General features: G+C 58.2%; 10 protein-coding genes. 6 read left to right on the top strand and 4 right to left on the bottom strand.

Annotated elements, in window-relative coordinates:
- Window positions 1–121: 121 nt before the first annotated feature.
- Complete coding sequence (locus tag IEN85_RS03935) at window positions 122–613, top strand: hypothetical protein (protein WP_191615759.1); 492 nt, start codon at window positions 122–124, stop codon at window positions 611–613.
- A gap of 138 nt (window positions 614–751) precedes the next feature.
- Here the strand turns inward: IEN85_RS03935 and IEN85_RS03930 are convergent, their stop codons facing one another.
- The 4 genes from IEN85_RS03930 to IEN85_RS03915 form a co-directional block, all read right to left on the bottom strand.
- Entirely contained in the window at window positions 752–1,273 is a 522-nt protein-coding gene (locus IEN85_RS03930; RefSeq protein ID WP_191615758.1) for a dihydrofolate reductase family protein, read from the bottom strand.
- Between the two features lie 27 nt (window positions 1,274–1,300).
- A complete protein-coding gene (locus tag IEN85_RS03925; RefSeq protein WP_191615757.1) occupies window positions 1,301–2,002 on the bottom strand; it encodes a response regulator transcription factor in 702 nt (233 codons plus the stop codon).
- Entirely contained in the window at window positions 1,999–3,735 is a 1,737-nt protein-coding gene (locus tag IEN85_RS03920; RefSeq protein ID WP_191615756.1) for a sensor histidine kinase, read from the bottom strand. The genes IEN85_RS03925 and IEN85_RS03920 overlap by 4 nt, the downstream gene beginning before the upstream one ends.
- Before the next feature lie 182 nt (window positions 3,736–3,917).
- Window positions 3,918–5,273 carry a vWA domain-containing protein gene (locus IEN85_RS03915; RefSeq protein WP_191615755.1) on the bottom strand — a complete coding sequence of 452 codons (1,356 nt, stop codon included), beginning with the start codon at window positions 5,271–5,273 and terminating at the stop codon, window positions 3,918–3,920.
- 246 nt (window positions 5,274–5,519) lie between these two features.
- Here IEN85_RS03915 and prfB point away from each other — a divergent pair.
- The 5 genes from prfB (at window position 5,520) to smc (ending at window position 14,468) form a co-directional block, all read left to right on the top strand.
- Window positions 5,520–6,663 (top strand): peptide chain release factor 2 gene (gene prfB / locus IEN85_RS03910; RefSeq protein ID WP_191615754.1). Its coding sequence is split into 2 segments (ribosomal slippage): window positions 5,520–5,591 and window positions 5,593–6,663, totalling 1,143 coding nucleotides; the frame shifts between segments, so codons are not numbered across the junction.
- A gap of 105 nt (window positions 6,664–6,768) precedes the next feature.
- Entirely contained in the window at window positions 6,769–8,163 is a 1,395-nt protein-coding gene (locus IEN85_RS03905) for a hypothetical protein (protein WP_191615753.1), read from the top strand.
- Window positions 8,164–8,298: 135 nt separating this feature from the next.
- Window positions 8,299–9,024 carry a DUF4384 domain-containing protein gene (locus tag IEN85_RS03900; protein WP_191615752.1) on the top strand — a complete coding sequence of 242 codons (726 nt, stop codon included), beginning with the start codon at window positions 8,299–8,301 and terminating at the stop codon, window positions 9,022–9,024.
- A 12-nt stretch (window positions 9,025–9,036) separates the two neighbouring features.
- Window positions 9,037–10,440 (top strand): caspase family protein, encoded by a 1,404-nt coding sequence (locus IEN85_RS03895; protein ID WP_191615751.1) that lies wholly within the window; start codon window positions 9,037–9,039, stop codon window positions 10,438–10,440.
- 140 nt (window positions 10,441–10,580) lie between these two features.
- Window positions 10,581–14,468, top strand: a complete 3,888-nt coding sequence (gene smc / locus IEN85_RS03890; RefSeq protein ID WP_191615750.1) for a chromosome segregation protein SMC — start codon at window positions 10,581–10,583, stop codon at window positions 14,466–14,468.
- The last annotated feature ends 20 nt before the right edge of the window (window positions 14,469–14,488 follow it).

Genomic DNA, 14,488 nt, shown 5'->3' with positions numbered 1-14,488 from the left:
GCCTGAATGCAAGGATGGCGCTTGATTGCGCCCTAGGGAATACCCGAGGGTTTGTGTTGTTTTTTGCTGCGCTGGGGAGAATTTCAGCTAGCGTGCTGTCTCGTCGATTAAGGTACGTGTTATGAGAATTTTCCAAATCTTGGCAGTGGCCGTAGCGAGCCCGTTTTTTTGCGCAGCGTCTGACTACATGGACAGCGTTCTCACGAACCTTCAGGGAGTGGGATTGGAGATTCGCCAGCTGAACATCCAGTCGGACGTTTTTGAGCTGACTTACGACGACGTTGAGAAGCAGGCCCTCAAGTCTTTGGAGGATTTCGACGTGCGGCTGCTCTCCTCCATGGAGTTGGACGTGATGCCGGGGCAGCCCTATCTGGAAGTTGCGATCGACGTGGCCCATGTGCAGGGGCCGAGCCATTTGTACATGGTGAAGCTGGAGTTGCGCGAGATGGCTCAGCTGGAACGTCCCAAGGACCGTACGGTTTCCATGTCGCTGGCGACTTGGGAGCGCAAAATGATGGGCGTCGCGAATCGTCCAGAGAAGATCACCGAGGAGCTCGATAGCTTGCTGCGCATGTTTTCCGACGAGTTTCACACGCATAACATGGACGAGTAGGTCCGCGGAAAATCGGATCTCCGAGGCCCCGGCGTTTCGAGGAACTTGCTGACGAGACAATCCGTTACTTTCTTTGATCCGATTGACGCGGGACGGCGCCTTTCGGCTTGGCTCAAGGTTTACAACGAGCGCCGTGGACTACAGGGGCTTGTATTTAAGCAGCAGGGTCTCGTCGCTTAGCCGATGGTGGGAGAGGAGCTTGAGAGGGCGCTCGTTTGCTTTGCCGAGAAGTGGGGTACCGCCTCCGAAAAGCAGGGGCTCGATGGTGATCCAAAGCTCGTCGACCACGCCGGCCTCCAGGTATTGGGTATAGATCTCGCCGCCGCCGAGTAGGGCGGTTTTTTTGCGTCCGCGGCCAGCGAGTTCTGAGAGCGTTTCGATCGGGGGCTGGTCGGTGAACTCGACCAAGTCCGGCCGGGTGTCGGCCGCGTAGGCGGCGGGAGATCGCGTTATGATTTTGCGAAGGTAGCGTTTAGTATCCGAATTCAGGATGCGTTCGCGAAGGGTCTCGAAAGTCTTGCGACCCATGATGAGCGAATCGAATTTTTTGAGCGTGTCGCGCAGGAAGCTCGCATCCGCTTCGCTGCAGAAGTCGGTGCCAGCCCGATCAGGGCGAGCGATGAAACCGTCGAGGGACTGGGCGGCTATGAGGATGAGCATTTTACGAGGATGAAGAGTGAAGGTTGGCTAGCGCTTGGAGCGGTAGCCGACTCCGTGCACGGTTTCGATGGGATCGTCGGCGCCGAGTTTGGCGAACTTTTTCCGCAGCTGGGCAATGTGTTGGTCGAGGGTGCGGGTAGTGCCGTAGTATTCAATTCCCCATACGCGATCGAGTAGGGTGTTACGGTTGAGGACTTCGCCGGGGTGGAGGTAGAATTGCTCGAGCAGCTTGAGCTCTCGCTCGGTGAGGGGCGCTTCGCGGCCTTCGTATTCAAGTTTATAGGTCGAACGGTTTGCGGCGGCTTGGCCGATGGTTAGCTGAGTTGGAAGGGAGGTCTTGTCATCGGCGGGGATGCGCGCTGCGAGGCGTCGAAAAATGGCTTCGAGGCGGGCGAGCAGTTCCTGTACGCCAAAGGGTTTGGTGATGTAGTCGTCGGCCCCGAGCTTGAGTCCGAGCACTTTGTCGATCTCTTGGCTTTTGGCAGTGAGCAGAACGATGGCGGTTTGCGGGGACTTGGCGCGAACTTCTTGGCAGAGGGCGTAGCCGTCTTTGCCGGGCATCATGATGTCAAGCAGGGCGAGGTCGAATGTCTCTTGTGAGAGGAGGCTGCTGGCTTGCTTGCCGTCGTGAGCGCTCGTGACTTTATAGCCTTCGCTCTCGAGTGTATCCACGAGTCCGGTACGGATATGCGGATCGTCCTCTGCGACTAAGATTCGTTTTTGGCTCATTTTTCGAAATCTGAGATAGGGAACTCCAAGACGAAGGTGGGGTGAAGGCGATTCGTCTTTGGGTGTTGGTATGTGAGTTTGGCGCCCATTTCATTGGCCAAGGTTTGGGCGATGCTGAGGCCGAGACCGAAGCCGGAGCTCTCCGCGGTAAGGGAGTCGTCGCCGCGCTTGAAGGCTTGGAAGGTTTTCTTTCGCAGGTGCTTTGGCAGTCCGGGGCCTTGGTCTGAAAATTCGATGAAGGCGTGGCTCGCGTTTCGATGCGAGCGAATGCGGATCCAAGCTCCTTGCTTGGCGTACTTTAGCGAGTTATCGACGAGGTTGCCCACGATTTGGCAGAGGGCGTCGCGATCGAACACGAGCGGCGTCTCTCCGAGCTGCAATTCGGTTTCGAGGGCGAAGCCTGCTCGGGAAAGGTCGCCTTGGCGGAGGTCAAGGTAGGATTGAAGCACGGGGTCGATGGCTTGGGCGGCGAGGTTGAGCTTGGCTTTTCTCCGATCGAGACGTGAGAAGTCGAGCACGTTGTTGACGAGACGTGTAAGGCGCTGGCTCTCCCCGGATATTGTATCGAGGTATCTGATACGTTTCTCGTCTTCCTTGACGCGTCCGCTCTGGAGGAGCTCGGAGTACATGCGTATGGTGGTTAAGGGAGTCTTGAGCTCGTGGGAAACGTTGGATACGAAGGACACCTTGCGGGCTGCGTCGAGTTGGCTGGCCCGAGATTGCCAGACGAGCCAAAGGCCGGTGCATGCGAGAGTAAGCAAGATGGCGCTGGTGCCGATGCCTGCGGCGCTGGTGATCACTCTGGTTAGGCTGCCGTCGAGCTGGGTGTAGAGGTGGAGCGTCCAACCGGGGAGCTCGGAGCCTAGGGAGAACGCGTTGCTAGAACCGCGTCCGATGTATTCAGATCTTAGGTAGGAGGACTTGCGGTTGGGGGTGGAGGCAACCGTCTTGCCGGACGGATCGCGGAGAACGAAGCTTTCGATGTTGGGGGCGAGCTCGTTAGGAAAGGACCTTTGCAGGACGGATGCGAGGTCTCCCATTCGGATGGCGGCGCCGGTGATTGCTTGCTGCTTGTTCCAGCTCGCGATGCCGATCCAGTAGCTTTCGCCGTCCTTGCTGCTGTGTATCCATTGCGTGGAGTCGGATATCCAAACTTCTTTCGCTTTGCCAAATGAGCTTTTGGCGACTTGGGCGGTTCGCTGGGATTGGGAACGGATTTCTTGGCGCAGGGTGCTGTTGGAGGAGAAATTATAGGAGCTTGGCGCTGGGGCCAATGGGTCGTCGGCTTCATCGCTGGCTGTTTCTGCGTCGGCGAATCTGCTGGGAACAGGGGCCTCCCAAATCCAGCTTTTGGCTTCGGGACGGATGAGGCTGCCGAAGTGAGGTTCGAGCTGTTTGTCCTGAGGAAGGAGGCTTACGTTTTCGGGGTTGGCGTTACTCCAGGAGAAGGCAAAGGTCACGAAGGGATCGCGCTGCTGCCAAGCGGAGAGCTGGGGAGAGAAGTTCGGGCCCTCGAAGGAGAGCAGGGACTCCATGACGGCGGTCTTTATTTCTCCCACGGTCAGGGCCACGTTTTCGACGACGGTAGCGGCTTGGTTGTTGGCGGCTAGGAGATTGGCCTCATGCAAGCGATTGGCTTCGCGCCAGAGCAGTCCGTAGACGATTGCTCCGATGGCGAGCGTGGTGCTCGCCAGCAGGAGCAAGGGTAGGACGACGCGGGGCTTCTTCGGCATGGTGCAAGGCTGGCGGGAGAGGCACTCTGTGTGAAGAGCGTTTTTTGTGGGAGGGAGCGTTGGGCTGTCGCTCGCTGTTTTGGAGCGCATTTCCTAGATCCTGCAATGCTGCATGGCGCTCGCCCTACTTCGTTTTGTTGGATCTGGAGGTTGCGGACGAGGTGGAACTCGTCCCTCCAGGTTTAGTACGACTTTTGTTGGGAGCGGGTTTGGTAGGAGGAGGATCTCATCTCCTTGCGGGACTTGTTGTCGAGGCCTTGTTTCTCGAGCGTGCTGGTGGTGGACTCGAGTTCGCTGCGTTTGCGCTCGATTTCGGCGTCTTGCCAGACGGTATTGTGGGTGGCGATCCAGTCGTCGAGCTCGCTGAGAGCTGCGGTGGCGGCGGGGAGTTTACCCTGGTCGGCGAGGGCGACGGCTTCGTCCTGCGCTTCGGCGATGAAGTTATAGACCACTTGGCGCTGCACCTCGATGTTGACGGACTTTTCCTTCTGTTCGCGATTGGGGGCGAAGGTGGTGGTAGCGGTTTTGTTGACGGCGTAGGTCTTGTCGGAGTCTATGTCCTGGTAGCGGGTGGTGATGGTGGCGATGTCCTGGGTGCTGTGGGCGGCTCCGCCTGGATTGCGGACTTCGATGAGGGCGAACTTTTCCTGGCCGGCGTAGAGATGCTTGATGTCTAGCGTGACGCGGTTGCCTCGCACTTGACCGTCGCGGCCGATGATGCGGATTGGCTCGAAGCCATGGAGGCACTCGATTTCGATGACGGCGTTTTGGGCCACGATGCTGGAGGCGTCGCCGAGCTCGGAGTCGAAGATGCGTGGCAGGTCGTTGGCGGTTTCTACGAAGTAGACGTTTCCTTGTCCTGCTGCGGAGAGGCCGGCCATGAGGTCTTCGTTGTATCCGAGGCCGAGACCGATGGTTGATACGGTGATGCCTTCGCGAGAGAGGGACTTGCCGAGTAGTTGGAAATCCCTTACGTCGGAGGGGCCTTCGTTGGCGAGCCCATCGGAGAGGAGCAAGATGCGATTGATGCCGGAGCTGTCGTCGAGGGCGGGTCGCAGTTGGGCGGCTCCGAGGTTCACGCCGGCGTAGATGGCGGTGCCGCCGTCGGCGTGCAGGCGATCGATGTAGGCTCGCGGGTTGTGGATATGGCGGACTTGAGTGAGAGGAAGCAGCGTCCTAGCGGTGTTGTTGTATGCCACGATGGATACGTAGTCGTTGGGTTGAAGGGTCTGGAAGGCGCGGCGCACGGCCCGTTTCGCCATCTCGATCTTCTCGCCGCCCATGGAGCCGGAACGATCCAGCACGATGGCGAGATTGAGGGGCGGGCGATCGTTGTTGTAGCGGAGGTGGGCTGGCAGGAGGCTGACCTTGAGGATGGCGGTGTCGTTGCCCTCGGCTGACAGCTGGGCGTAGTCGAGCTCGGCGGTGAGAGTGACGGTGGGGTCGCTAGGGGTGGCCGCAGTGGCGGAGGGTGTGAGAAGATGGGCCAGGATCGGAGCGAGTCCGAGCAGGAAGGCGAGTAGGTGTCGATTTTTCATGCGAGAGCTTTGGTTTTGGTTTTTTCGGAGGAATTGCCGCCGGAGACGGAATTCGGACTGCCGCCTATATAAGCAGGTTCGCGCTTTGGTTTTGTCAGGGGGTAGCAAAAGAATTGTCAGGAAAATGTCATGGGTGGGGCACGTGGCGGGGGAGGAGATTGAGGCGGACGGGGGGATGCGGTCCCTCCAGATTGGGATTGTTGGTGCTTGATTTGGGAAATGGGGGATGGGTAATGTTCCGGCCTTATGATCAAGCCCGAGACCAAGGACCTTCACGACCAGATTGAAAAGAGAGCCGGATACCTCTGGAGGTATCTTTGACGTCGATAAGAAGAAGATCGAAATCAAGGAGCTCGAGGAGCAGATGAGCGCGGAGTCGTTCTGGAACGACCAGAAGGCGGCTCAAAAGGTGATTGCCCAAGCCAACTTGGCGAAGGGCGTGGTCAATGGGATGAGCGAATTCATGTCCAAGCTGGAAGACGCTCGGGCCATGGAAGAGTTGCTCGAGGAAGAGGGCGTGGACGAGCTTTCGGACGAGGCGGAGGAACTGCACAAGGCGGCCGAAGCCCTCAAGGAAGAGCTCGACGAGCTGGAGATCCAGTGCTACCTCAACAAGCCGCACGACCGCTGCAACGCATTGCTCAGCATCAATGCGGGAGCGGGCGGTACGGAGAGTTGCGATTGGGCGGACTTGCTCTACCGCATGTACACACGCTGGGCGGAGCGCCGGGGCTTCAAGGTCGAGGTCATCGACATGTTGCCGGGCGAAGAGGCAGGCTTGGACAAGGTTACCCTGCGGATCGTGGGCGAAAACGCTTTTGGCTATGCCAACGCGGAACGCGGGGTGCACCGACTTGTGCGTATCAGCCCCTTCGATTCGCAAAAGCGGCGCCACACCTCCTTTTGCGCGGTGGACGTGGTGGCCGAAATCGAGGACGACATCGAGATAGAGGTCGAGGCCAAGGACATCCGCGAGGACACTTACCGAGCCAGCGGCAAGGGGGGCCAGCACGTCAACAAGACGGACTCTGCCATTCGCCTTACCCACTTGCCGACCGGCATCGTGGTGCAGTGCCAAAACGACCGTTCGCAGCACAAGAACCGCTCCACCGCCATGAAGATGTTGAAAGCTCGCCTCTACGAACGACAGGAGGACGAGAAGCGCAGCGCTATGGAAAAGATGTACGGTGAAAAGGGTGAAATCGGCTGGGGCAACCAGATCCGCAGCTACGTATTCCAGCCGTACCAGATGGTGAAGGACCTCCGCACGGGCGTGGAGACTGGAAATATCCAAGCGGTGATGGATGGCGATATCGACCGTTTCGTTTCGGGTTGGCTACGGGCAGGCTCGCCTCGCTCCCGCAACAAGGAGATTCAAATCGAGGATTGAATGGGCTTTCGGATACGGATGAGTTCGGGCCGAGCTTGGTTGGGCGCTTTCCCCTCTTAAACAATCAGAGTGGGACCTCGTTCGTATAGGAAATCGCTACAAGCAATGGAACTCGCCGCACTACAGTCAGCATTTTCGGAACAGGAGCTCTTCGAGGGGAAGTCCTGGCGCATGTCGCCGGAACCTTGGCGATTGACGCCCGAGATCGTGGCGAAGCTCGAGGAGATCGGGCAGGCGAGCCTTGAGTTCTACCAAGCATTGGAGCTGCTCTATCGTCGCTCTTACGAGGGCAAAAAGTTGCTTCGCAACAGGGAGCTGTATGCCCCTTGGGTGGCGGAGTACTTGGATCGAGGCAAGGCCAAGAGCCTGGTGGAGGCTTGTCGTAGCGTGGCCAACAAAGGAGCGCTGCCTCCAGTGATCCGTCCGGACTTGCTGGTGACGCGGGAAGGCTTCTCGCTTTCCGAGCTCGACTCGGTTCCAGGTGGTATCGGGCTGACGGCGTATTTGAATAGCTTATACGAAGCTTCCGGGGCCGATGGCATCCTGGGAGCGGGTGGGGCGATGGAAGAGGCGTTCTACCGTTCGATTGCCGCTCTGGCTCCGGACGAGGATCATCCGGTCATCGTGCTGGCGGTGAGCGAGGAGGCGGGCACCTATAAGCCGGAAATGGACTGGCTGGCGGAGCGACTGCAACGTCGCGGCTATCGTGTATACAGCTTGTGGGTACAGCAGGTCTTTCCTCTCGGAGGCGCCGTGTACTTTGATATGGACGGCTCTCCGGAGAAGATCGACGTCGTGTACCGCTTTTTTGAACTGTTTGACTTGCCGAATCTGCCTGAGGCGGAGTTTATCCTCGAAGCGGTCGAGAATGGAGAAGTCGCCATGACGCCGCCCGCTAAGCCTTTTCTCGAGGAAAAGATGGGCATGGCGCTCTTTCATCATCATTTGCTCCGAGATTTCTGGAAGGAGAACATCGGAAAGAAATCTCTGAAGGTATTGAAGCAATTGATACCGATGTCTTGGATCGTGGATCCAGCTCCCTTGCCGCCTGGAGCGGTGATCGACGGGCCTGTTGCTCAAGGCAAGCCCTTGCATTCGTGGATGGATTTGGCGGAGGCGAGCCAGAAGGAGCGAAACCTCGTTCTCAAGATTTCAGGTTTCCACGAGACGGCGTGGGGCTCGCGCAGCGTGGTGATCGGCAATGACGTATCCAAGGAGGATTGGAAGGAGGCGTTGCAGGAAGCGGTCGATATGGCTGCGACGCATCCGCATGTCTTGCAGGAGTTCAGCAAGTCGGTCCAGCTCAAGCATCCGCTCTACGCGGAGGACGGGACTGCCTACGAGGCGAGTGGTCGCCTGCGATTGAATCCCTACTACTTCATGGATGGCGAAACGGTGAAGCTCGCTGGCGCCTTGGCGACTTTTTGCCCGCCGGACAAGAAGATCATCCACGGTATGGAAGATGCCGCGATGCTTCCAAGCCGGGTAGTGACGAGCTAGCTCGTCTTTTTGAGGGCATTTAGGCGGGGCGTTTCAGTGTAAGCCCTAGCTGTTTCGGGCGGCTTGAAACTTGCGGGCTGGAGCGCTTGCCCTAGAGTGGTGGGGTCCTTCTCTTCCTTGTAACCACTCCTCGTCATGTCCTCCGATTCTGGTGCTGCCTCCAGCGATAGCACGCTGCAGCTGATCGCGAAGAAGATCCGCAGTCAGTTCCTGCTCTTCTGTATCGCTATCGCCCTTGTCATTGTAACGGTGATACAGACCGCTGGCGTGGACGCGGCCCTGCCGATCGGAGCAATTCTTATCGTCTTTTTCGTAGGAGCTATCGTTTATTCTTTCGTGGAGAAAGACCAGGGACCGGTCGCTCGCTCTCTGGACGCAGTCCCCGACTCAAAGGGAGAGGAGCTGGAGCTTCAGGTTTGGATGAAGCATGTGGATCCTTCCAAGCCTGAGCATGTTTATCGGATTGGGGATCAGGTGCGGGTTTGCGTGCGGGCCAGTCGGGACTGTTACCTGACACTGCTGAATCTGGCGAGCGATGGGGAGCTGACCATCCTCTTTCCGAATCGACACAATCAGAACAACCGTATCCAAGGTGGAATTACGCACGAAATTCCATCGGATGGCTATGGCTTCAATATCGTGTTGGAGGAACCGGTAGGGGTGGATCGACTGAAGGCGATTGCGACTCTGGATCCGAAGCCCCTGTTGGAAACTCAATTCGACCCGGATGGGGAGTTCTTCCATTCCGTGCCGTCCTCCGCTACGCCGCGAGCGATGCGTGTAGTCGCTGCCAGCGTAGAAAAGCGCCAAGACCGAGATTGGGCAGCGGCATCGACCCAGTTTGAGGTAAAGAAAATTTAAGCTGTATCGAATATGTCACGACAGAATGCATACGCCCTTGTCATCGGGATCGGTCGTTATCGCGACGAAGCCATCACGCCTTTGAACTTCACCAATGCGGATGCGCGAGCCTTCGCCGATTTGCTGACGGACGAGTCGATTTGCGGTATTCCCAAGGAAAATGTGCGCTTGTTGGTCGACGAGGAGGCGACTCTGTTCGCCATCAAGGACTCGATCAGCGGCTGGCTTTCGCGCAATGCGGGAGCAGATTCGACCGCTATCATCTTTTACGCCGGCCACGGAGACGTGGAGCCGGACCGCACGCAGCAGTCGCAAGACGCGATCGCCAACTACCTGCTGCCCTACGACACGAGTTCCGCGAACCTCTACGCGTCCGCCCTCTCCAAGGAGGAGTTTCAGGGATTGGTGCGTACGGTGCGTTGCAAGCGCAGCGTAATATTGATGGACGCGTGCCATTCCGGCGGAGTGGCTACCGCGGGGAGCCGCAAGATGAGCGTGGGTTACAGCAAGGACATGTACAGCTCCCTCGCCGAAGGAGCGGGCAGCACCGTTATCGCTGCCGCGGCTCCGAATCAACTATCATGGGAGGACAAGTCGCTGGGGCACGGCATTTTCACGCATCACTTGCTGGAAGCCTTGCGTGGCGAAGCGGATGCGGATGGCGATGGCCGGATCACCATGACCGAGGTGTTCGACTACCTGAAGCGCAAGGTTCCGGAAAGCGCCCGGAAGCTCGGCGGAGCTGAGCAGACGCCGGTGTTCAAGGCGGACATGTCGGAAGATATTGTGCTCACCATCAATCCGGAGCGCATCGCCGGACTCGCCCGGGAAGCGGAGGAAAAGGCGGAAGCGGAGCGAAAGCGCATCCAGGAGGCCCGCGAACGTCTCTACAATTTCGAGAAGGAGAATTCCATACCGGCTCGCGCACACAACCGGGCAAATCTCCTGATCGAGAAGCCAAGCGAGCAGCTGAGCCCAGACGAGAGAGCCACCATCGAGCTGATGAATGCCATGATTGCCGGGCACGTCTCGGTCGATACCTTTGTGAAGCACTGCGACTCCCAAGGCGTGCAAGCGGCTCCGCGACAGGCGGTGGCGACACCCTCCAAAGCTGCGGTTCCTCCGGCCTCGCAAAACGCGCGGCCCGCTCCCCAACGCCCGGCGTCTCCCCGGCCCAAGGACGAGGGGGTGAGCGCCCAACTCAACTTGGTCATGGTGTTGCTGGCCCTTTTCATGCCCTTGGTGGGCTTGATCGCGGGCATCTATTTCATGGTCCAGTCCGAAGGGTCTAAGAAAAAGGCGGGCAAGCGCTGGGTTTGGGTGAGTTGCGCCTCTTTCGCTCTCTGGTTCCTCCTCGTAGGATGCCTGGCCTTCCTGGGCGCTTTGGAGGGAGGTTACGATCCCTACTACTATTAGAGGGTTCGCCGCTGCGGGATGCGAGGCCAGCAGGGGGCTCCACTTATTCCCAAAGTTGTTCACTTCTTGTTCTTCGACTTATTCACATTCGGGGTTTGGAGTTGTCAGCCGGTGGGGTCGCCTTTGAATTTCCGGCTTTTATGTATCTCAGTGCCCTCAAAGTTAACGGCTTCAAAAGCTTTGCCGACCACACCCATCTGAAATTCAACAGAGGCGTCACCGCGGTTGTTGGGCCCAATGGCTGCGGCAAGAGCAACATTGCCGACTCCATTCGTTGGGTATTGGGAGAGCAGAGCGCCAAGGCCTTGCGCGGCGGCAAGATGCAGGACGTCATTTTCGAGGGGTCTGACAAGCGCAAGCCGCTGAACATCTGCGAAGTGTCGATCACCCTTACCGATTGCGAAAACGAGCTCGGCAGCGACTTCAACGAAGTCGAAATTGCCCGCAAGGTGCATCGCGACGGCGGCAGCAACTATTACATCAACGGCAAGGCCTGTCGCCTGAAGGACATCCAGCGTCTTTTCATGGACACCGGTATCGGCCGGACGTCTTACTCGATCATGGCCCAGGGCCAGATCGACCAGATCCTCTCCTCCAAGCCGGAAGAGCGTCGCGCGGTGTTCGAGGAAGCGGCCGGAATCTCCCGCTACAAGGCCCAGCGCAAGGAGACCCTCAACAAGCTTGCCCACGTCGAGGCCAACCTCGCTCGCGTGACGGACGTCGTTTCCGAAATCAGCCGCCAGATCGGCAGCCTCAAACGTCAAGCCACCAAGGCGATCCGCTACAAGAAGATCAGCCACAAGCTGCGGCACCTCGACATCGGCTACAGCGCCTACCAGTACCAGACCATGAGCGCCTCGCTCGACACGGTGGACCAGTCCTCCACCGAGCTGCAGACTGAGCTCGATGGTCTGGCCAAGGACTTGGAGAACAAGGAAGGCAGCCTCATCGTTTACAAGGAAGAGCGGCAGACGCTCATCCAAAAGGTGCAAGATTCCCAGCAGTCCGTTTTCGACCTGCGCAGCATGAAGGAGCAGGCCAGCAACGCGGCCGACATGGCTCAGATCAAGATCGCCTCTCTCGCCGAACGCATGGAACAGGCAAATCAGGAGATCGCCTCCTTCCAGGCCCAGCTCGGCGAGATCGCCAGCAAGGTCGACGAGCACAACTCCGACAAGCAGATGCATCTGGACGTGCTCGGAAACTCCGACGAAATCTTCCAGGAGCGTAATCGAGATCTTGAGGAAATCGAGGAACGGCTCCGCGTATCGGAAACGCAAATACAGCAGCTACGTGTAGCAGCTCAAGACGCGGAGCGAGCGAGCTCCCGCTGTCGTGAAGCGCTGTCCGCGATCGAAGTGGAGGCGGGCACGAGCCGAAATCGCCTGATGCGCCTTGAAGAGGAGTTGGCGGAGCAAAGCGAAGGGCAAGCCGAAGCCAGCCAGGCCCTTAGCGAGTTTCAAGAGCGCTTGCTCGCGACCCGCAGCATGCAGGAGCAATTACAAGTCGATTTGGAAGCGGCCCGTGATGGGGTTTCCGAAAAACGCGACGCTTTCAAGGCGGCTCAAATCCGTATCCAGGAAATCGATCGCAACGTTGCCCAGAAGTCTGCTCGGGTGAAGCTGCTGCAGCAGCTTCAGGAAAAGCTGGAAGGCTACGGAGAGGGCGCCAAGGCTCTGCTCAAGGGCAAGCTCCGAGGTTCCTTGGAAGGAAAGTCCTTTGCTCCACTCACAAGCGATCTGTCAGTGAAGGATGGATACGGCCCTGCGGTCGAGGCTTTGCTCGGGGCCGCGATGGAAGCGGTTGCGGTCGACGACGCTGACACTGCTATCGAGATTTTTCAGCAGCTCGAGGACGGGAAGATTGGCCGGGCGTGCATCCAGTTGCAAAATAGCGCGGCGATTGCCGACGCCCCGGCGAGCGACTTGCCGGATTGGATCAAGCCGGCTACGGATTTCGTATCCCTCAAGGATGATGCAAGTCATGACTCCCTGCGTGCGGTGCTAGCCTCCAGCTACATCGTGGAAGACATGGGAGCTTTCTTGAAGTGGCGAGAAGGGCAGAGCGCTTTTCGTTTCTTGCAAATCGTATCCAAAAAAGGCGAGACCTTGGACGCCCGGGGCCTTGTCACCGGTGGCTTCAAGGGCAAGGTCAAGAACAGCAGTATCTTGCAGCGGGAAGTAGAGCTCAAGCAGACGCAGAAGGAACTCGTCGAAGAGCAAGAAGCTCTTGAAGCGGCTCGCGCTGAAGCGGATAAAGTGAACAAGGAACTCGAAGCCGCGGAAGAAGCGGTTGAGAGCAAACGTCACGAGATCGCGGAAACGAACCACGAGTTGTCTTCCTTGCAAGCGGAAGAGCGCAACGCCCAGAAGCTGGTGCAGGAGCAGAAAATGCGCGCGGAACGCTTGGAGCGGGAGCGCATCGGCTTAGAGGAAGTGCAAGCCGCTTCCACCGAACGTCTGGAAGCTGCAAAGGCCACTTTAGCCAAGGAGTTGGAACGGCTCGAGAGCAGCCGCCGCCAATTGGAAGAGACCGAAGAGGGCATCGGCGATATTCGAGCCGAGCGGGACGAAAAGCGCGAGAGCTTGAGCCAAGCGAAGTACGATCTGCAGGAGAAGAAGGCCAAACTCGACGTGATCACTCGCGGCATGGTGGAGATGGAGCAGCGTCGCAACGAACTGACTCGCTTGATCGAAACCAAGACGCGTGACATCGAGAATTGGGAGGAGCAATCCGAATCGCTTAAGAGCGAAATAGCCCAAGCGGAAGAGCGTAGTGGTTCTGTGGATGCGGAACTCGAGGAAGCCAAGATTTTGGTGAATACCACCCGCGAGTCGCTGGTGGCGATCGAGGAGAAAATTGGCGTGCTGGAGAAGGATCAAAACGGATTGCGTCTCCGTGTGGACGAGCTTCGCAACAGCCTCGGTAGCCAGCAGGTGCAGATCGCCGAAAAGCGTTCGCGCCTGGAGTTCATTCAAGAAGAAATTACTCGGGAATACGGACAGGACCTGACCAAGACGGATTGGAAGTGGCAGCTTTGGAAGGCTCGCCAGCCGGTGGAAGACTTGCCCGTGCTGGATGATGAAGACGAGGAGGAGGACACTCCGTCCGTTGTAGCTCTCCCGGATCCCGATGCGGAAGCGGAAACCGAAGCTGAAAGTGCGGAGGCAAACGAATCGGAAGCTCAGGATGATGCTGAATCCGAGGAGCCGGAAGCGGCGGAAGAAGCGTCCGACGAAGAGGAGCCGGAAGCCGTAGAGCCTCTCTCCAAGCAGCGGGCTCCTACGGAAGAGGAGCGCGAAGAGCTGGAGAAGACGAACTGGAACGCTGTAAAGCGGGAGGTCGAAAATCTACGTAAACGTATCCAGAGCATGGGGACCGTTAATACGGACGCGATCGCTGAATACGGCGAGTTGCGCGAGCGTCATGGATTCCTGAAGGGGCAATACGACGACCTCGTTTCCTCCAAGGAAAAGCTCGAGGAGGCTATCGACGAGATCAACACCAAGTCGCGTGAGCAATTTACGGATACTTTCGTGAAGATCCGGGAGAACTTTAAGCACACGTTCTCCACGCTTTTCCACGGCGGCAAGGCCGACTTGCAGCTCATCGAAACGGATGACGTTTTGGAGAGCGGGATCGAAATCGTCGCCCAACCGCCAGGCACTAAGCTCAAGGGCGTCAGCCTGCTGTCCGGTGGTCAGAAGACCATGACGGCGGTCGGTTTGCTCTTCGCGATCTACATGGTGAAGCCGTCCCCCTTCTGTTTGCTCGACGAGCTCGACGCTCCTCTCGACGAATCGAACATCGGCCGTTTCACGACCTTGCTCAAGCAGTTCACGAAGCAGTCACAGTTCATCATCATCACCCACAACAAGCGCACCATCGCGGCGGCTCAGGCCATCTACGGCGTGACCATGGAAGAGAAGGGCGTATCCAAGGTGGTGAGCATGAAGTTCCACAGCGAGCACGAGGACCCCGACATGGTGAAGCTCGACCTTGATAAGCCGGCCGCGGTTTCGGCTTAAGGATTTGTATTCGCTAGCTG

The sequence above is a fragment of the Pelagicoccus enzymogenes genome, from assembly GCF_014803405.1.
GTDB lineage: Bacteria > Verrucomicrobiota > Verrucomicrobiia > Opitutales > Opitutaceae > Pelagicoccus > Pelagicoccus enzymogenes.
This window is presented reverse-complemented; position numbering and strand designations above follow the sequence as displayed.